The sequence below is a fragment of the Pseudonocardia sp. NPDC049154 genome, assembly GCF_040648315.1.
Taxonomy (GTDB): domain Bacteria; phylum Actinomycetota; class Actinomycetes; order Mycobacteriales; family Pseudonocardiaceae; genus Pseudonocardia.
On record NZ_JBEZDN010000155.1, the window covers coordinates 1 to 17,394 of the forward strand.

Sequence of the window (17,394 nt, forward strand, 5' to 3'; positions counted from 1 at the left end):
GCGGCCGCGCCGTCCTGGTCGGAGATCCGGACGGAGTCGGCGATCCCGAAGCCCCGTGCGACGGCCGCGAGATCGGTCCCGAGACTGGTGTGACTGGCGACCCGGCGCGGCAGGCCGCGTTCGAGCTGCTCACCGCGGTGCGCGAGCGGGACGCCTACGCCAACCTGGTGCTGCCGTCGATCCTGCGCCGGTACCGGCTGAAGGACCGCGACGCGGCCCTCGCCACCGAGCTCGGCTACGGCACGCTGCGCGCAGCCGGTCAGCTCGACGCCGTGATCGAGGCGTGCGCGGACCGGCCGCTGCACCGCATCGAGGGCCCGCTGGTCGACGCCATGCGGCTCGGCACCTACCAGCTGCTGCGGATGCGCGTGCCCGAGCATGCGGCCGTCGCGACCTCGGTCGACATCGTGCGCGGCCTCGCGGGCTCCCGCTCGTCCGGCTTCGTCAACGCGATCCTGCGCAAGGTCGCCGAGACCGCCGCGGCGAAGGGGGCCGACGAGTGGCTCGCCGAGCTCGCACCCGACGAGAAGGAGGATCCCGTCGGGCATGCCTCCTTCGTGCACGCCCACCCGAAGTGGATCGGCCAGGCCTTCGCCGACGCGCTCGGCTCCCACGAGGAGCTGCCCGCCGCGCTGGCCGCGGACGACGCCCGCCCGGCCGTGCACCTGCTGGCCCGGCCCGGCGAGATCACGGCCGAGGAGCTCGCGCTGGTCACGGGCGGCACCGAGGCGCCGTACTCGCCGTACGGGGTGCACCTCGAGCCCGGCAGCGGCGAGGTCGGCGAGCTCGATGCGATCCGCGAGGGCGTGGCGACGGTGCAGGACGAGGGCAGCCAGCTCGTCGCGCTGGCCCTGTCCCGCGCGGAGCTGGTGGGCGAGGACACCGGCCGCTGGCTCGACCTCTGCGCCGGCCCGGGCGGCAAGGCCGTGCTGCTCGGCGCGCTCGTGGGTCTCGACGGCGGCACGCTCGACGCCGTCGAGCAGACCGAGCACCGCGTCGACCTGGTGCGCAAGTCCACCGACGGCCTGCCGGTCACGGTGCACCACGCGGACGGCCGGGAGGCCCCGCTGCCCGACGGCGCCTTCGACCGGGTGCTCGTCGACGCGCCCTGCACCGGGCTCGGGGCGCTGCGCCGGCGGCCGGAGGCGCGCTGGCGGCGCAAGCCGGAGGACGTCTCCGCGCTGGCCAAGCTGCAACGCGAGCTGCTGCTGGCGGCCCTGCGCCACGTCCGGGTGGGCGGGGTCGTGGGGTACGTCACCTGCTCGCCGCACCTGTCGGAGACCGTCGGCGTGGTCGGCGGGATCGTCCGCCGCAAGGACCTCGGGGTGACGGTCGAGCGGCTCGACGCCCGGGAGTACCTGCCGGGCGTCCCGGAGCTCGGCCCGGGCCCGCACGTGCAGCTCTGGCCGCACCGGCACGGCACGGACGCCATGTTCCTCACGCTGCTCCGCCGGACGGCCTGACCGCCCGGCTCCGGCCCCCGTGTGGCCTGCCTCTCCCGGCCGGGCGAGGGGTGCGCGGGGGCGGAGGGGCGGCGGCCGGGCGATACCCTGCGGTGGTGCGTCCCCTGATCGCCCCGAGCATCCTGTCCGCCGACTTCGCCCACCTCGCCGACGAGGCCGCGAGGGTCTCCGACGCAGCCGCCGGCGAGGGACGGGGCGCCGACTGGCTGCACGTCGACGTGATGGACGCCCACTTCGTCCCGAACCTCACGCTCGGCCTGCCGGTGGTGGAGTCGCTGCTGAAGGCGACCGACATCCCGCTCGACTGCCACCTCATGATCGAGGACCCGGACCGCTGGGCGCCGGGCTACGCCGAGGCCGGCGCGCACAACGTCACGGTGCACGTCGAGGCCGCGGCCGACCCGGTGATGCTGGCCAAGAACCTCCGTGCGGCGGGGGCGAAGGCCGGGCTGTCGATCAAGCCGGGCACCCCGCTCGATCCGTACGTCGAGGTCCTGAAGCACTACGACACCCTGCTGGTAATGAGCGTCGAGCCGGGCTTCGGCGGCCAGTCGTTCATGCCCGAGGTGCTGGACAAGGTCCGGTCCGCGCGCCGGCTCGTCGACACCGGGCACCTCACCCTGCTCGTGGAGATCGACGGCGGCATCGCCGCCTCCACCATCGAGGCCGCGGCCGAGGCCGGCGTGGACTGCTTCGTCGCCGGCTCGGCCGTCTACGGCGCCGACGACCCCGGCGCGGCGGTCGCCGCGCTGCGCGAGCAGGCGGTGGCCGCTCATCCGCGGTGGTCGGGGTGACCGCTCCCGCCGGGTCGAGCCCGCCGGTCGAGCGGGCGATGCGGCGTGCCCTGGAGGCGTCGGTGGCCGTGCACGGGGCGACCAGCCCCAACCCGCCGGTGGGTGCGGTGGTGCTCGACGCGGCGGGCGAGGTCGTCGGGGTCGGCGCCACGGCCCCGGCCGGCGGACCGCACGCCGAGGTCGTGGCGCTCCGCGAGGCGGGGGACCGGGCCCGCGGCGGCACCGCCGTCGTCACCCTGGAGCCGTGCGCCCACCACGGGCGCACCCCGCCCTGTGCCGAGGCGCTGCTCGGGGCCGGGATCGCGGCGGTGCACGTGGCCGTCGCCGACCCGAACCCGCTGGCTGCCGGCGGGGCCGAGGTGCTGCGGCGGGCCGGCGTCGAGGTCACCGTCGGCACCCTCGCCGGCGAGGTCGCGGCCGGACCGCTGCGGGCGTGGCTGCACGCCGTGCGCGCGGGGCGCCCGCACGTGACCTGGAAGCTCGCCGCGACGCTCGACGGGCGCAGTGCCGCCGCCGACGGCACCAGCCGCTGGATCACGGGTCCGGAGGCCCGCGCCGAGGTCCACGAGTTCCGCTCCCACGTCGACGCGATCGTCGTCGGCACGGGCACCGCGCTGGCGGACGACCCCGCCCTCACCGCCCGCCACCCGGACGGCACGGACCGGGAGCGCCAGCCCCTCCGCGTTGTAGTGGGCCACAGTGACGTTCGCCCGGGATCGCGGCTCGACGCGCCGGACGTGCTACACCTGCGGACACACTCGCCGGACGACGTGTTGAAGGCGCTCACCGACCGTGGCGCCGTCGACGTGCTGCTGGAGGGCGGCCCGCGACTCGCGGGGGCCTTCCTCGCCGCCAACCGGGTGGACCGGGTGCTGGCCTACCTGGCGCCCGCGCTCCTCGGGGCGGGCCCGGCGGCGCTGGCCGACGCGGGTGTGGGAACGATCGCCGGGATCCGGCGGTTGCAGGTGGACGCGGTGCGCACCGTGGGCCGCGACGTGCTGGTGGACGCGCGCCCCGCCACGGGGTAGAGCGGAGCGGAAGGGCAGGAGAGGCGGAGCCATGTTCACGGGGATCGTGGAGGAGGTCGGTGAGATCGTCGACGTCCGGCAGTCCGGCGAGGTCGTCGTGCTGACCGTGCGGGGACCGCGCGTGTCCGACGACGCCGCGCACGGCGACTCGATCGCGGTCAACGGCTGTTGCCTCACCGTCGCCGACCCCGGCGGGGCGCAGGGCGACGAGTTCCGGCTCGAGCTGGTGCCCGAGACGCTGAAGCGGACCTCGCTCGGCGGCGCCGCGCCCGGCGCCAAGGTGAACCTCGAGCGGGCGCTGCAGGCCGGCGCCCGGCTGGGCGGCCACATCGTGCAGGGCCACGTCGACGGCGTCGGCACGCTCCTCGAGCGCACCCCCGGCGAGCGCAGCGACGAGGTGCGGTTCAGCCTGCCCCCCGACCTCGCCCGGTACGTGGTCGAGAAGGGCTCGATCACGGTCGACGGCGTGTCCCTGACGGTGGCCGGCACGGACGGCGACACCTTCTCGGTCGCGCTCATCCCCACCACGCTCGCCGACACCACGCTCGGCCTGCGCGCCCCCGGCGACCCGGTGAACCTCGAGGTCGACGTCGTCGCCAAGTACGTGGAGCGGCTCACCGCGGGCTACCTCGGCGGGTCCCGCGACCAGCAGCCCCAGGACACGACCGGACAGGACGGTGCCAAGTGACCGAGATCGCTCACCAGGGGGCCGCCGCCGCAGCCGGCCTCACGGGCGGCTTCGAGCGGATCGAGCGGGCCCTGCGCGACCTCGCCGAGGGCAAGCCGGTCGTCGTGGTCGACGACGAGGACCGCGAGAACGAGGGCGACCTGATCTTCGCCGCGGAGAAGGCCACTCCCGAGCTGGTCTCCTTCGTGGTCCGCTACACCTCCGGCTACGTGTGCGTGGCGCTCACCGACACCGAGTGCGACCGGCTGGACCTCCCGCCGATGCACCACACCAACGCCGACGCGTACCGCACCGCCTTCACCGTGACCGTCGACGCGAAGGAGGGGGTGAGCACCGGCATCTCCGCGGCGGACCGCGCCCACACGATCCGGCTGCTCGCCGACCCGACCACGCAGCCGAACGACCTGGTCCGGCCCGGGCACGTGCTGCCGCTGCGCGCCCGCGAGGGCGGTGTCCTGCGCCGCCCCGGGCACACCGAGGCCGCGGTCGACCTCACCCGCATGGCCGGGCTCTCGCCCGCAGGCGCGCTCTGCGAGATCGTGTCGCAGAAGGACGAGGGCGAGATGGCCCGCGGCGACGAGCTGCAGGTCTTCGCGGACGACCACGAGCTCACCCTGGTCACCATCGCCGACCTCATCGCCTACCGGCGCCGCTTCGAGAAGCACATCCAGCGCGTCGCCCAGGCCCGGATCCCCACCGCGCACGGCGAGTTCGTGGCCTTCGGCTATGACTCCCTGCTCGACGGGATCGAGCACATCGCCATGGTGAAGGGCGACGTGGGCACCCAGGAGGGCGACGGCGAGGACGTCCTGGTCCGGGTGCACTCGGAGTGCCTGACCGGGGACGTCATGGGCTCGCTGCGCTGCGACTGCGGCCCGCAGCTCGACGCCGCGCTCGAGGCCGTGGCCCAGGAGGGCCGCGGCGTGGTGCTCTACATGCGCGGGCACGAGGGCCGGGGCATCGGCCTGCTGCACAAGCTGCAGGCCTACCAGCTGCAGGAGGCCGGGGCCGACACCGTCGACGCCAACCTCGCGATGGGCCTGCCCGCCGACGCCCGGGACTACGGCATCGGCGCGCAGATCCTCTCCGACCTCGGCGTGAAGTCGATGCGGCTGCTCACGAACAACCCGGAGAAGCGGGCCGGCCTCGAGGGCTACGGCCTGCGGATCACCGAGCGGATCGCGATGCCGATCCGGCCCAACCCGGAGAACCTGCGGTACCTGCGCACCAAGCGGGACCGGATGGGGCACGATCTCCCGAACCTGGGCGAATCGGACGGACCGGGCAACCTGTCCGACGGTCTGTCGGACGGCCTGGGCGGCTGACCCGGGCGCCCCGCGGGGGCCGGACCTGGGAGACTGGACCCATGGACTCGAGTGGTGCCGGAGACGTGCGGTGAGCGGTGAGGGCAGGCCCGCGGACGCGGGCGACCTGACGGGCGCGGCGGGGCTGCGGGTCGGTGTCGTGGCGGCCACCTGGCACGCCGAAGTGGTCGACGCGCTGCTGGAGCGGGCGCTGACCACGGTGGAGAAGGCCGGGGCGGTGCCCACGGTCGTCCGGGTGCCGGGGACGGTGGAGCTGCCGGTCGTGGCGCAGGAGCTGGCCCGCACGCACGACGCCGTGGTGGCGCTGGGTGTGGTGGTGCGGGGCGGCACACCGCACTTCGAGTACGTGTGCGACTCGGTGACCGCCGGGCTCACCCGGGTGGCGCTCGACGAGTCCACCCCGGTCGGCAACGGCGTGCTCACCACCAACACCCTGGAGCAGGCCGTGGACCGCAGCGGCGTGCCCGGCAGCAGCGAGGACAAGGGCGCCGAGGCCACCGTGGCCGCGCTGCGGACGGCGATCGTGCTCGCCGAGCTGCGGGCGCTCTCGTGAGCGCGGAGACACCGGTGTCGGCGGACGTGAGCGAGAAGCCGGCGCGCCCGGGGCGCGGGCCCGGCGCGGTGACGATCCGGCCGCGGCTGGCGCTGTGGCTCGGCTGGGTCTCCGCGGCGGCGGTCCTGGTGATCTTCGTCGTGATCGCGGTCATCCTGCGCAACACCGCCACCGGCGTGTTCTTCCGGCTCGCCGACCAGGTGGCCATGGTGCTGCTCGGGCTGTTCATCGCGGCGGGGCTGGCACTGTTCGCCCGGCCGCGGGTGCGGGCGGACGAGCACGGCATCGAGGTCCGCAACGTGGCCCTGCCGCGGTATCTGCCCTGGTCGCAGGTGGAGCGGGTCGCCTTCCCCGACGGCGCCTCGTGGGCCCGGCTGGACCTGCCGGACTACGAGTACCTGCCGGTCCTGGCGATCCAGGCCGTCGACCGCCTGCACGCCGTCGACGCCATCCGCACGATCCGGGCGCTGCACGCCGCGGCGCACCGCAGCGACTGAGCCCCAGCCGGGACCGAGCGTCCGCTGAGCGCGGGCCGGGGGACGGGCTCCCGCCAGGGCGGGAGTGAGGGTTACCTTACCTGTCATGGAGACCGCTCCCGCCCCGGCCGCGGCGCCGGACCTGCAGACCGTCACCACCCTCGACGAGCTGCGAGAGGTGGTCCCCGAACCGCACCGGTCGCTGTGGGAGAAGGACATCGGGCGGATCGACGAGTCGGCCCGCACCTTCATCGAGGCGTCGCCCTTCGTCCTCCTCGCGACCTCGGGCCCCGACGGCACCTGTGACGTGACGCCCCGGGGCGACCCCGCCGGCAGCGTCCTGGTGCTGGACGAGCACACCCTGGTGATCGCCGACCGGCGCGGCAACCGCCGGCTCGACGCCTTCCGCAACATCCTCGACAACCCCCATGTCGGCCTGCTGTTCGTGATCCCGGGCCGGTCGGACACGGTGCGGGTGAACGGCACGGCGCAGCTCGTGCGCGAGGCGCCCTTCTTCGACCGGCTCACCGTGCAGGGCGTGCGCCCGGTGCTGGCGGTCGTGGTGACGGTCGAGGAGCTGTTCCTGCACTGCGCCAAGGCCTTCCTGCGGGCGGGGCTGTGGGAGCCCGGGTCGTGGCCCGACCCCGCCTCGGTGCCGAGCGTCGGCCAGATGGCCAAGGCGATGAAGAACCTCGACGTGGCCGCCGAGGACATCGACGCCGCCCTCGCCCACGACGCGGAGCACCACCGCTACTGATCCACTTCGCTGCCGACCTGCCGCTGCTCGTCGCGAGATCACGACCGCTCGGCGCCGGCCGCCACTCGGAGTACCGCGCGCGCCGCGTGCCGGGTGAGGATGTTGCCCGCGTTGCGGAGCGTGATCGAACGTGTACGGAATGCCGGGTCTCCCCGCCGCGACGCCCCGGCACGGTGAGGTGGACGCGATGGCGATGGGTCACGGCGGGCATGCCGCGGGACCACGGGTGGGAACGGCGGCGCCGCGGCGTCCGCGCCGCCCGCGGGCCGTCCTCGTCGACGTCTACGACACGGTCCTGCGGACGGACGCGCTGCGCCGCCGGTTCGTCGACGTGGGGCGGCCCGAGCACGAGTACGAGCTGTTCCTCGCCCACGCGCTGCGCGACGCCATGGGCTTCGCGCTGGCCGGCACCCCGACCGCCTTCGGCCGGGTGCTGGCCGACGCGCTGCGCTCCGCGACGGGCCACAAGCTCTCGGACGACGCGCTCGCCCACATCAGGGAGGGCTTCACCGCCCTGCCCGCCTTCGCCGACGCCGAGCCCGCCCTGACCGTGCTCGCCCGCTCCCGCATCCCCGTCTGGGCCGTGGCGCAGGGCAGCGGCGACCACACCTCCGGAGCGCTCGACGCCACCGGGCTGCGCACCTACCTGCGCGGGACCGTGGCCAGCGACGACCTGGGCGTGCTGCCGCCGGACCCGGAGGCCTACCGGCTGGCCTGCGCGGCCGCCCGGGTCGACCCCGGGACCACCGCCTTCGTGTCCGCCCACGGGTACCTCGTGCACGGGGCGATGCGGGCCGGCCTGGTCGGCGCGCTGGTGCTGCGCGAGGGCGAGGGCGCCCCCGCCTCGATCGACCTGCCTCACGTGACGGGCACCTCGCTCGTCACGACCGTCGAGGCGCTGCTCGACCTGCCCAGCTGACCTGCAAGGCCCGGGCCCGGGTCCGGCGGTCAGCCCGGGCCCGCCGCCAATCCGCGCGGCCCCGGGCGGCGACCGTCGATCCGCCGCCCGCCCAGGTCGGCCCGGCGGCCCGCCTCTGCCCCCTCGGCGAACCCGCTGCCCGAGAGCGACGGCCGCCGCGCCCGCGCCAGCTGCGGGAACGCCTCGGCGTAGGCCCGGTCGACCTGCGCGCCCCGGTCGACCAGGACCAGCGCGGTGCCCACGGCCCGCTCCCCGCCGCCGGCGGCGGTCGCCTCGGCCGCGGCCCGCTTCTCGGCCTCCAGGAGACGCTGGTGCACCTGGGCCGCGAAGCCCTGCAGCCAGGACCGCCGGTACGCCGCCACCGACTCGCCCGGCCAGGGCGGTCTCAGTCGCACCAGCTGGCCCGTGGCCTGCAGCAGCAGCGAGGTGTACAGCAGCTCGACCCGCTCGCGGTCCGACCCGAACCCGAACACGGTGACCGCGGCGACCTTGCCCCCGGCGGCCCCGTGCATCACCCACCGGCAGCGCAGCGCCGCCGCGGTCCAGCCCAGCAGCCGGGCCTTGCCCGCGGAGTACGGGTCCTCCATCCCGATCCGGACCATGCCGATCTCGTCCCGCCGCGGGTCGTCCGCCGCGAGCAGCGCCTCGTCGATCCCGTGCCGGGCCATCAGCTCGACGGCCTTGGCGTTGTAGGTCTCGGCCTCCTCGGGCGTGCCCGCCCGTTCGGCCTTGGCCAGCAGCTTGCGGACGCGGTCCAGCCGGTCGGCACGATCGGCGCGACCGGGGGAGACGCCGGGGGAGAGCGGGGTGCCGGTGGTCATCGGGGGAGCCTTCCTTCGAACGGCCGTTCGGGTCGAGGAACGGTCTACCCGACCGCACCGACAGTTCCGGTTGGATACACCCCCGGCCGCCGGGCGCCGACACCGCCCGGGCGGCACGGTGTGTCGGGGGGCCGCTCTACGCTGGGGAGGCCATGCCCGACCCCGCCACCTACCGCCCGGCCCCGGGGACGATCCCCGAGGCCCCGGGCGTGTACCGCTTCTCCGACCCGCAGGGCCGGGTGATCTACGTCGGCAAGGCTAAGAGCCTGCGCCAGCGGTTGAACAGCTACTTCGCCGACATCGCCGGCCTGCACCCGCGCACCCGACAGATGGTGACCACCGCCGGCCACGTCCAGTGGACGGTCGTCGGCACCGAGGTCGAGGCCCTCCAGCTCGAGTACAACTGGATCAAGGAGTTCGACCCGCGGTTCAACGTCCGCTACCGGGACGACAAGACGTACCCGGTGCTCGCGGTCACGCTGAACGAGGAGTACCCCCGGCTGCACGTCTACCGCGGCCCCCGGCGGAAGGGCGTCCGCTACTTCGGCCCGTACGCCCACGCGTGGGCGATCCGCGAGACCCTCGACCTGCTGCTGCGTGTCTTCCCCGCGCGGACCTGCAGCGCCGGCGTGTTCAAGCGGCACGGCCAGATCGGCCGCCCCTGCCTGCTCGGCTACATCGACAAGTGCTCGGCGCCGTGCGTGGGGCGGGTCACCGCCGACGAGCACCGGGCGATCGTCGAGGACTTCGCCGAGTTCCTGTCCGGCCGCACGGACCGGATGGTCCGCGAGCTGGAGCGCCGGATGCAGACCGCGTCCGAGGAGCTGGAGTTCGAGAAGGCCGCCCGGCTGCGGGACGACATCGGCGCGCTCAAGCGCGCCATGGAACGCCAGGCCGTGGTGCTCGGGGACGGCACGGACGCGGACGTCGTCGCGTTCGCGCAGGACGAGCTCGAGGCCGCCGTCCAGGTCTTCCACGTGCGCGGCGGCCGGGTCCGCGGGCAGCGCGGCTGGGTGATCGACAAGACGGACGAGACGCCGGACACCGCGGCGCTGGTCGAACGGTTCGTCACCCAGTTCTACGGCGAGCAGGCGGCGCTGGCGGAGTCCGCCGACGACGCCTCCCAGCCGGTGCCGAAGGAGATCCTGGTCCCCGAGCTGCCGGTCGACGCCGGGGCGCTGCAGCAGTGGCTGACCGGCCTGCGCGGGTCCCGGGTGAGCCTGCGGGTGCCGCAGCGCGGCGACAAGCGCGCGCTCGCCGAGACCGTCGAGCGCAACGCCAAGGAGGCGTTCACCCAGCACAAGCTGCGCCGCGCCGGGGACCTCACGGCCCGGTCGGCCGCGCTGCAGGAGCTGCAGGAGGCCCTCGGCCTGGACCAGGCGCCGCTGCGCATCGAGTGCATCGACGTCAGCCACGTGCAGGGCACCGACGTCGTCGCGTCGCTGGTGGTGTTCGAGGACGGGCTGGCGAAGAAGTCCGACTACCGCCGGTTCGAGGTGCGCGACGGCGCCCAGGGCGGCGACGTCGCGTCGATCGCCGAGGTGGTGCGCCGGCGGTTCCGCCGCTACCTCGCGGAGAACCGCGACGAGGCAGGCGGGGTCGAGGGGGCCGACGGGCCCGAGGACACCCTTGCCGGGCCCGAGGCCGTCGACGAGTCGATGCCGAGGGTCCGCACCGGCATCGACCCCGAGACCGGCCGGCCGAAGAAGTTCGCCTACGCCCCGAACCTACTGGTGGTCGACGGCGGCCAGCCGCAGGTCGAGGCGGCCGCGGACGTGCTGGCGGACCTGGGCATCCACGACGTGGCGGTGTGCGGGCTGGCGAAGCGCCTGGAGGAGGTCTGGCTGCCCGGCGACCCGGACCCGGTGATCCTGTCCCGGACCAGCGAGGCCCTGTACCTGCTGCAGCGCGCGCGGGACGAGGCGCACCGCTTCGCCATCACCTACCACCGCCAGCGTCGTTCCAAGAGCATGGTGGCGTCCGAGCTCGACGGGGTCCCGGGCCTCGGTCCGGCCCGGCGGCAGGCGCTGCTCAAGCACTTCGGGTCGATGCGGAAGATCCGCGCCGCGGAGGTCGACGAGATCGCCGGCCTGCCCGGTTTCGGCCGCCGCACGGCGGAGGCGGTGGTCGCCGCCCTCCACCCGGCGGACGACGCCCGCTCCGGCGGCGGTAACCCGGGGGCCCGACAGGACGAACAGCTCGCAGCCGAGCAGCAGGCAGCGGGAACGAGCGCGGAGGGGGCGCCCGGCCGGTGAACGAGGACGGCGAACCGACGACCACCGACACGGCACCGACGGTGGCTCCGGGGGGCGGCCCCGGCGACACGGCGGCGGCCGCGGCGGCCCGGCGGGCGCCGTCGGCCCCCGCGGTCGGGGCCGGCGACGCCGGGGGCGGCGCGCCGCACGCCCCGTCGGGCATCGAGGTCGCGCTGGTCAGCGGCCTGTCCGGGGCGGGCCGCAGCACCGCGGCGAAGGTGCTCGAGGACCTCGGCTGGTTCGTCGTGGACAACCTGCCGCCCGAGCTGATCGAGACCATGGTCGACCTGGGGGCGCGCTCCAGCGGCGAGGTCACCCGGATCGCGGTCGTGATGGACGTCCGCAGCCGGGCCTTCACCCGGGACCTCGGCTCGGTGATCCGGGACCTCGACGCCCGCGGGTACAAGCCGCGGCTGCTCTTCCTCGAGGCGTCGGACGCCGTGCTGGTGCGCCGGTTCGAGCAGAACCGCCGCAGCCACCCGCTGCAGGGCGACGGCCGGCTGGTCGACGGCATCACGGCCGAACGCGAGCTGCTCCGCCCGCTGCGGGAGAACGCCGACCTGCTCGTCGACACCTCCACCCTGTCGGTGCACCAGCTGCGGTCCCGCATCGAGCAGGGCTTCGAGACGGGCGCCCCGGAGCCGACCCGCGTGAACTTCCTGTCCTTCGGCTACAAGTACGGCCTGCCGATGGACTCCGACCTGGTGGTGGACATGCGGTTCCTGCCGAACCCGCACTGGATCCCGGAGCTGCGCGAGCACACCGGGCGGGACGCGGACGTCCGCGACTACGTGCTCTCGCAGGAGGGTGCCGAGGAGTTCCTGCGCCGGTACGTCGAGCTGCTCACCCTGGTCGGTGCCGGCTACCGGCGCGAGGGCAAGCGGTACCTGGCGGTGTCGGTGGGCTGCACCGGCGGCAAGCACCGCAGCGTGGCGATCAGCGAGGAGCTGGCCCGGCGGCTGGCCGGCGCGGAGGGGGTCGCGGTGAGCGTGACGCACCGCGACCTGGGCCGCGAGTGACCGGGCCCGGCACGGCGGCACGGGTGCCCGGACCACGCGCGGACGGCGGGAGCGCCCGGGCGGGCCTGCGGGCCGTCGCGCTCGGCGGCGGGCACGGCCTGTCCGCGACCCTGTCCGCGCTGCGGCACATGCCCGAGGTCGCCGACGTCACCGCCGTGGTCACGGTGGCGGACGACGGCGGCTCCTCCGGCCGGATCCGCCGCGAGCTGGGCGGCCTGCTGCCCCCGGGCGACCTGCGGATGGCGCTCGCCGCGCTCGCCGCGGAGGACGACGGCGGCCGCCGCTGGGCCGAGCTCGTCCAGCACCGCTTCGGCGGCACCGGCGCACTGGCCGGGCACGCCGTCGGCAACCTGATGCTCGCCGGGCTGATGGAGATCCTCGACGACCCGGTGGAGGCGCTCGACGAGGTCTGCCGGCTGCTCGGCGTCCGCGGCCGCGTGCTGCCGATGAGCCGGGTCCCGCTGGACATGGAGGCCGAGGTCAGCGGCCTGGACGAGACCGAGCCCGGCCGCGTGCACCGCATCCGCGGCCAGGTCGCCGTGGCCTCCACCCCGGGGCGGGTCGAACGGGTGTGGCTGCACCCGGACCGGCCGCCGGCGTGCGAGCAGGCGGTCGAGGCCGTGCGCGCCGCCGACCTCGTGCTGCTCGGGCCGGGCTCGTGGTTCACCAGCGTGCTGCCGCACCTGCTGGTCCCGGGGCTGCGCGAGGCCCTGCACGACACGGCGGCCCGGCGGGTCGTGGTGCTCAACCTCGCGCCCGAGCCGGGGGAGACCGCGGACTTCTCGCCGGAGCAGCACCTGGCGGTGCTCGCGGCGCACGCGCCGGAGCTGCGCGTCGACGCCGTCCTGGCCGACGCGGCGGCCGTGGCGGTACCCCATCGGCTGCGCCGGGCGGCACGGGCGATGATGGGAGCCGGCGGCCGGGTGCACCTCGCCCCGGTCGCGGCGGAGGACCCGCTCGTGCCACGGCACGAGCCGGCGGCGTTGGCGGCGGCGCTGCGGGAGGTCCTGGCGGCCTCCGCACCGATGCCGGCCGGGGGGCGGGCATGAGGGGGCAGGCGTACGCGACCGGCGTGCGGACGGACCGGAGGGGGAGGCGCACGGCATGGCGATGACCGCGGCGGTGAAGGACGAGCTCAGCAGGCTCACCGTGACGAAGCCCTCGTGCCGGCGCGCGGAGGTCGCCTCGCTGCTCCGGTTCGCCGGCGGCCTGCACATCGTGGGCGGCCGCGTGGTGATCGAGGCCGAGGTCGACACCGGCTCCGTCGCGCGCCGGCTCCGCAAGGAGATCCACGACCTGTACGGGCACCAGTGCGAGGCGCACGTCATCACCGCGGGCGGCCTGCGCCGCGGCAACCGCTACGTGATCCGCGTGGTGCGCGACGGCGAGGGCCTGGCCCGCCAGACGGGCCTGCTCGACCAGCGCGGCCGGCCGGTGCGCGGGCTCCCGCCCGCCGTCGTCTCCGGCGACCTCGACGACGCCGAGGCGGCCTGGCGGGGCGCCTTCCTCGCGCACGGGTCGCTCACCGAGCCGGGCCGCAGCTCCGCGCTCGAGGTGACCTGCCCCGGCCCGGAGGCCGCGCTGGCGCTGGTCGGCTCGGCACGCCGCCTCGGGGTCACGGCCAAGGCGCGCGAGGTGCGCGGGGCGGACCGGGTCGTCGTCCGGGACGGCGACGCCATCGGCGCCCTGCTGACCCGGATGGGCGCGCACGAGTCCGTGATGGCGTGGGAGGAGCGGCGGATGCGCCGCGAGGTCCGCGCCACCGCCAACCGGCTCGCCAACTTCGACGACGCCAACCTGCGCCGCTCGGCCCGCGCCGCGGTGGCCGCGGCGGCCCGGGTCCGGCGCGCGCTGGAGATCCTCGGCGAGGACGTCCCGGACCACCTGCTGGCCGCCGGCCGGCTACGGGCCGAGCACACCCAGGCGTCGCTCGAGGAGCTCGGCCAGCTCGCCGACCCGCCCATGACGAAGGACGCGGTCGCGGGCCGGATCCGCAGGCTGCTGCACATGGCGGACAAGCGCGCCGCCGACCTGGGGATCCCGGACACCGAGTCCGCGGTCACCCCGGAGATGCTCGAAGAGGCGTGACCACCTGCGGAGATGCCGTGCAGGTCACGCCCGCGGGGCCCCTGTGAAGGGCGGCGGATGCCGCTAGGGTTGCCCCGATCCCCAAGACGACACCAGTGGAGGTTCGTGTGACGGTCCGGGTAGGCGTGAACGGCTTCGGCCGCATCGGCCGCAACTTCTGGCGGGCGGTGGACGCCCAGCGCGCCGCCGGCACGAGCGACATCGAGATCGTGGCGGTGAACGACATCACCGACAACGCGACTCTGGCGCACCTGCTGAAGTACGACTCGATCCTCGGCAGGCTGCCGTACGAGGTCTCCTCGACGGACGAGGAGATCGTCGTCGACGGCAAGGGCTTCAAGGGCCTCGCGGTCCGCGACCCCGCCGAGCTGCCGTGGAAGGACCTCGGCGTCGACGTCGTGGTCGAGTCCACCGGCCTGTTCACCAAGCGCGAGGCGGCGTCCAAGCACCTCGACGCGGGCGCCAAGAAGGTCGTCATCTCCGCGCCGGCCACCGGCGAGGACATCACGATCGTCAAGGGCGTCAACGACGACCAGTACGACGGCAGCCAGACCATCGTCTCGAACGCGTCGTGCACCACCAACTGCCTCGCGCCGCTGGCCAAGGTGCTCGACGACCTGCTCGGGATCGAGAAGGGTCTGATGACCACGATCCACGCGTACACGCAGGACCAGAACCTGCAGGACGGCCCGCACAAGGACCTGCGCCGCGCCCGGGCCGCCGCGCTGAACATCGTGCCCACCTCGACCGGCGCCGCGAAGGCGATCTCGCTGGTCCTGCCGCACCTCAAGGGCAAGCTCGACGGTTACGCCCTGCGTGTGCCGATCCCCACGGGCTCGGCCACCGACCTCACGGTCGAGGTCCGCAAGGAGGCCAGCGCGGAGGAGATCAACGCGGCGTTCAAGGCGGCCGCCGAGGGCCCGCTCCAGGGCATCCTCAAGTACACCGAGGACCCGATCGTGTCGTCGGACATCGTGACCGACCCGCACTCCACGATCTTCGACGCCGGCCTGACCAAGGTCATCGGCAACCAGGTCAAGGTCGTCGGCTGGTACGACAACGAGTGGGGCTACTCGAACCGCCTGGCCGACATCACCGCGCTGGTGGCGTCGAAGCTGTGAAGACGGTCTCCGACCTCGTCGACGAGGGGGTGGCCGGGCGCACCGTGCTGGTGCGGTCGGACCTGAACGTCCCGCTCGACGGCGAGACCATCACCGACGACGGGCGGATCCGGGCGTCCGTGCCCACGATCTCCGAGCTCTCCGGGGCCATGGCCCGGGTCGTGGTCACCGCGCACCTCGGCAGGCCGAAGTCGCCGTCGGACACGCAGTTCTCGCTGGCCCCGGTCGCCGCGCGGCTCGGTGAGCTGCTCGGGGCGCCGGTGAAGCTGGTCCCGCTGGAGGGCCCGCTGCCGAACCTGCACGACGGGGACGTGGTGCTGCTCGAGAACATCCGGTTCGACCCGCGCGAGACCTCGAAGAACGACGACGATCGGGCCGAGTTCGCCCGCCACCTGATCGACGTGACCGGCGCGGACGCGTTCGTGAGCGACGGTTTCGGCGTGGTGCACCGCAAGCAGGCCTCGGTCTACGACGTGGCGCAGGACCTCCCGGCCTACGCGGGCGGGCTGGTCCTGTCCGAGGTCGAGGTGCTGACGACGCTCACCGGTGAGCCGGAGCGGCCGTACGCGGTCGTGCTCGGCGGGTCGAAGGTCTCGGACAAGCTCGCCGTGATCGAGGCGCTGCTGCCGAAGGTCGACTCGCTGCTGGTCGGCGGCGGGATGTGCTTCACCTTCCTCGCCGCGCAGGGCTACGGCGTCGGTTCGTCGCTGCTCGAGTCCGACCAGATCGACTCGTCCCGCAAGCTCCTGGAGTCCGGGAAGATCGTCCTGCCGACGGACGTGGTGGTCGCCGACAGGTTCGCCGCCGACGCCGCGACCAAGACCGTCCCGGTCGACGCGATCGAGGACGGCTGGATGGGCCTGGACATCGGGCCGGAGTCGGTCCGGGCGTTCGCCGAGGTGCTGTCCGGGGCGAGGACGGTGTTCTGGAACGGGCCGATGGGCGTGTTCGAGCTGGCGCCGTTCGCCGAGGGCACCCGCGGGGTGGCGCAGGCGATCGTCGACTCGGACTCGTTCAGCGTGGTCGGCGGCGGGGACTCCGCCGCGGCCGTGCGCGCGCTGGGCCTGCCCGAGGCCGGCTTCTCGCACATCTCCACGGGCGGCGGCGCCTCCCTCGAGTTCCTCGAGGGCAAGTCCCTGCCCGGCGTCGCGGTCCTGGAGCGGTAGATGGCACGCAAGGTCCTCATCGCCGGCAACTGGAAGATGAACCTCAACCACCTCGAGGCCATCGGCCTGGTGCAGAAGGTCGCCTTCGCGCTGCCGGAGAAGTACTACGACCACGTCGACGTCGCGGTGATCCCGCCGTTCACGGACATCCGCAGCGTGCAGACCCTGATCGACGGGGACAAGCTCAAGCTCGTCCACGGCGCGCAGGACCTCTCGCCGCACGACTCCGGGGCCTACACCGGGGACGTGTCGGGCGCGATGCTCGCGAAGCTCGGCTGCACCTACGTCGTCGTCGGGCACTCGGAGCGGCGCGAGATCCACGGCGAGGACGACGGCGTCGTCAACGCCAAGGTGCGCGCCGCGCTGAAGCACGGCCTCCAGCCGATCCTCTGCGTCGGCGAGGGGCTCGACGTCCGCGAGTCCGGCGCGCAGGTCGCGCACACCACCGCGCAGCTCGTCGCGGCCCTGGAGAAGGTCACGGCCGAGCAGATCGGCCAGGTCGTCGTGGCGTACGAGCCGGTGTGGGCGATCGGCACCGGCAAGGTGGCGAGCCCGGCCGACGCGCAGGAGGTCTGCCACGCGCTGCGCGAGGCGGTCCGCGAGAAGTACGGCGACCAGGTCGCCGACGCGCTGCGGATCCTCTACGGCGGCTCGGTGAAGGCGAAGAACGTCGGCGAGATCGTGGCCGAGGCGGACGTCGACGGCGCGCTCGTCGGCGGGGCCTCGCTCGACGCGGACGAGTTCGCGCAGCTCTGCGCGATCGCCGCGGGCGGCCCGCTGCCGTAGCCGCTGTCCTTCACGAACGGCGCTCTCGCTCACATGGGGTGAGCGAGACAGAACGTTCTCTCTCTCATGTCGAGGCCGCGCGCCCGCTCGACCACCTCGTCGTCGAAGGAGCATCCGTGAGTACCGCTGTCACCT

17 protein-coding genes are annotated in these 17,394 nt (G+C 74.6%); 16 read left to right on the top strand and 1 reads right to left on the bottom strand.

Annotation, left to right across the window (positions count from 1 at the left end):
- Positions 1-89: 89 nt before the first annotated feature.
- The 9 genes from AB0B41_RS38685 to AB0B41_RS38725 all read left to right on the top strand — a co-directional run bounded on the left by AB0B41_RS38685 (position 90) and on the right by AB0B41_RS38725 (position 8,003).
- Entirely contained in the window at positions 90-1,463 is a 1,374-nt protein-coding gene (locus AB0B41_RS38685) for a transcription antitermination factor NusB (RefSeq protein WP_358212014.1), read from the top strand.
- Positions 1,464-1,567: 104 nt separating this feature from the next.
- Positions 1,568-2,257, top strand: a complete 690-nt coding sequence (gene rpe, locus AB0B41_RS38690) for a ribulose-phosphate 3-epimerase (RefSeq protein WP_358212015.1) — start codon at positions 1,568-1,570, stop codon at positions 2,255-2,257.
- Between the two features lie 38 nt (positions 2,258-2,295).
- On the top strand, positions 2,296-3,285 hold the full coding sequence (gene ribD / locus AB0B41_RS38695; RefSeq protein WP_358212016.1) for a bifunctional diaminohydroxyphosphoribosylaminopyrimidine deaminase/5-amino-6-(5-phosphoribosylamino)uracil reductase RibD: 990 nt from the start codon (positions 2,296-2,298) through the stop codon (positions 3,283-3,285).
- 31 nt (positions 3,286-3,316) lie between these two features.
- Entirely contained in the window at positions 3,317-3,973 is a 657-nt protein-coding gene (locus AB0B41_RS38700) for a riboflavin synthase (protein ID WP_358212004.1), read from the top strand.
- A gap of 5 nt (positions 3,974-3,978) precedes the next feature.
- Positions 3,979-5,298 (top strand): bifunctional 3,4-dihydroxy-2-butanone-4-phosphate synthase/GTP cyclohydrolase II, encoded by a 1,320-nt coding sequence (locus AB0B41_RS38705; protein WP_358212017.1) that lies wholly within the window; start codon positions 3,979-3,981, stop codon positions 5,296-5,298.
- 70 nt (positions 5,299-5,368) lie between these two features.
- Entirely contained in the window at positions 5,369-5,851 is a 483-nt protein-coding gene (gene ribH / locus AB0B41_RS38710; protein WP_358212005.1) for a 6,7-dimethyl-8-ribityllumazine synthase, read from the top strand.
- Positions 5,852-5,877: 26 nt separating this feature from the next.
- Positions 5,878-6,348, top strand: a complete 471-nt coding sequence (locus AB0B41_RS38715; protein WP_358212006.1) for a PH domain-containing protein — start codon at positions 5,878-5,880, stop codon at positions 6,346-6,348.
- A gap of 85 nt (positions 6,349-6,433) precedes the next feature.
- Complete coding sequence (locus AB0B41_RS38720; RefSeq protein ID WP_358212007.1) at positions 6,434-7,084, top strand: pyridoxamine 5'-phosphate oxidase family protein; 651 nt, start codon at positions 6,434-6,436, stop codon at positions 7,082-7,084.
- A 187-nt stretch (positions 7,085-7,271) separates the two neighbouring features.
- On the top strand, positions 7,272-8,003 hold the full coding sequence (locus AB0B41_RS38725) for an HAD family hydrolase (protein ID WP_358212008.1): 732 nt from the start codon (positions 7,272-7,274) through the stop codon (positions 8,001-8,003).
- A 29-nt stretch (positions 8,004-8,032) separates the two neighbouring features.
- On the opposite strand, the gene AB0B41_RS38730 is transcribed toward AB0B41_RS38725, so the two are convergent.
- On the bottom strand, positions 8,033-8,824 hold the full coding sequence (locus tag AB0B41_RS38730; RefSeq protein ID WP_358212009.1) for a DUF2786 domain-containing protein: 792 nt from the start codon (positions 8,822-8,824) through the stop codon (positions 8,033-8,035).
- Positions 8,825-8,976: 152 nt separating this feature from the next.
- Between AB0B41_RS38730 and uvrC the strand changes: the two genes are divergently transcribed.
- The 7 genes from uvrC (at position 8,977) to tpiA (ending at position 17,259) form a co-directional block, all read left to right on the top strand.
- Complete coding sequence (gene uvrC, locus AB0B41_RS38735) at positions 8,977-11,079, top strand: excinuclease ABC subunit UvrC (RefSeq protein ID WP_358212010.1); 2,103 nt, start codon at positions 8,977-8,979, stop codon at positions 11,077-11,079.
- A 161-nt stretch (positions 11,080-11,240) separates the two neighbouring features.
- Complete coding sequence (gene rapZ / locus AB0B41_RS38740; protein WP_037039238.1) at positions 11,241-12,098, top strand: RNase adapter RapZ; 858 nt, start codon at positions 11,241-11,243, stop codon at positions 12,096-12,098.
- Between the two features lie 65 nt (positions 12,099-12,163).
- Positions 12,164-13,147: a uridine diphosphate-N-acetylglucosamine-binding protein YvcK gene (yvcK, locus tag AB0B41_RS38745; RefSeq protein ID WP_358212018.1), complete on the top strand. Its 984-nt coding sequence runs from the start codon at positions 12,164-12,166 to the stop codon at positions 13,145-13,147.
- A gap of 55 nt (positions 13,148-13,202) precedes the next feature.
- Positions 13,203-14,186 carry a DNA-binding protein WhiA gene (gene whiA, locus AB0B41_RS38750; protein WP_037038704.1) on the top strand — a complete coding sequence of 328 codons (984 nt, stop codon included), beginning with the start codon at positions 13,203-13,205 and terminating at the stop codon, positions 14,184-14,186.
- Positions 14,187-14,293: 107 nt separating this feature from the next.
- The gene (gap, locus tag AB0B41_RS38755; RefSeq protein ID WP_358212011.1) at positions 14,294-15,307 is read left to right on the top strand and encodes a type I glyceraldehyde-3-phosphate dehydrogenase; all 1,014 of its coding nucleotides are present in this window, start codon (positions 14,294-14,296) and stop codon (positions 15,305-15,307) included.
- On the top strand, positions 15,304-16,473 hold the full coding sequence (locus AB0B41_RS38760; RefSeq protein WP_358212012.1) for a phosphoglycerate kinase: 1,170 nt from the start codon (positions 15,304-15,306) through the stop codon (positions 16,471-16,473). Before gap ends, AB0B41_RS38760 begins: the two co-directional genes overlap by 4 nt.
- Positions 16,474-17,259, top strand: a complete 786-nt coding sequence (gene tpiA / locus AB0B41_RS38765) for a triose-phosphate isomerase (protein ID WP_358212013.1) — start codon at positions 16,474-16,476, stop codon at positions 17,257-17,259.
- Positions 17,260-17,394 lie beyond the last annotated feature (135 nt).

Bases quoted from the DNA above. Each gene is read 5' to 3' on its own strand.
- AB0B41_RS38725 (WP_358212008.1), top strand. From the start codon at position 7,272: ATGGCGATGGGTCACGGCGGGCATGCCGCGGGACCACGGGTGGGAACG.
- AB0B41_RS38730 (WP_358212009.1), bottom strand. From the start codon at position 8,824: ATGACCACCGGCACCCCGCTCTCCCCCGGCGTCTCCCCCGGTCGCGCC.
- whiA (WP_037038704.1), top strand. From the start codon at position 13,203: ATGGCGATGACCGCGGCGGTGAAGGACGAGCTCAGCAGGCTCACCGTG.
- uvrC (WP_358212010.1), top strand. From the start codon at position 8,977: ATGCCCGACCCCGCCACCTACCGCCCGGCCCCGGGGACGATCCCCGAG.
- AB0B41_RS38700 (WP_358212004.1), top strand. From the start codon at position 3,317: ATGTTCACGGGGATCGTGGAGGAGGTCGGTGAGATCGTCGACGTCCGG.
- ribD (WP_358212016.1), top strand. From the start codon at position 2,296: ATGCGGCGTGCCCTGGAGGCGTCGGTGGCCGTGCACGGGGCGACCAGC.
- tpiA (WP_358212013.1), top strand. From the start codon at position 16,474: ATGGCACGCAAGGTCCTCATCGCCGGCAACTGGAAGATGAACCTCAAC.
- AB0B41_RS38720 (WP_358212007.1), top strand. From the start codon at position 6,434: ATGGAGACCGCTCCCGCCCCGGCCGCGGCGCCGGACCTGCAGACCGTC.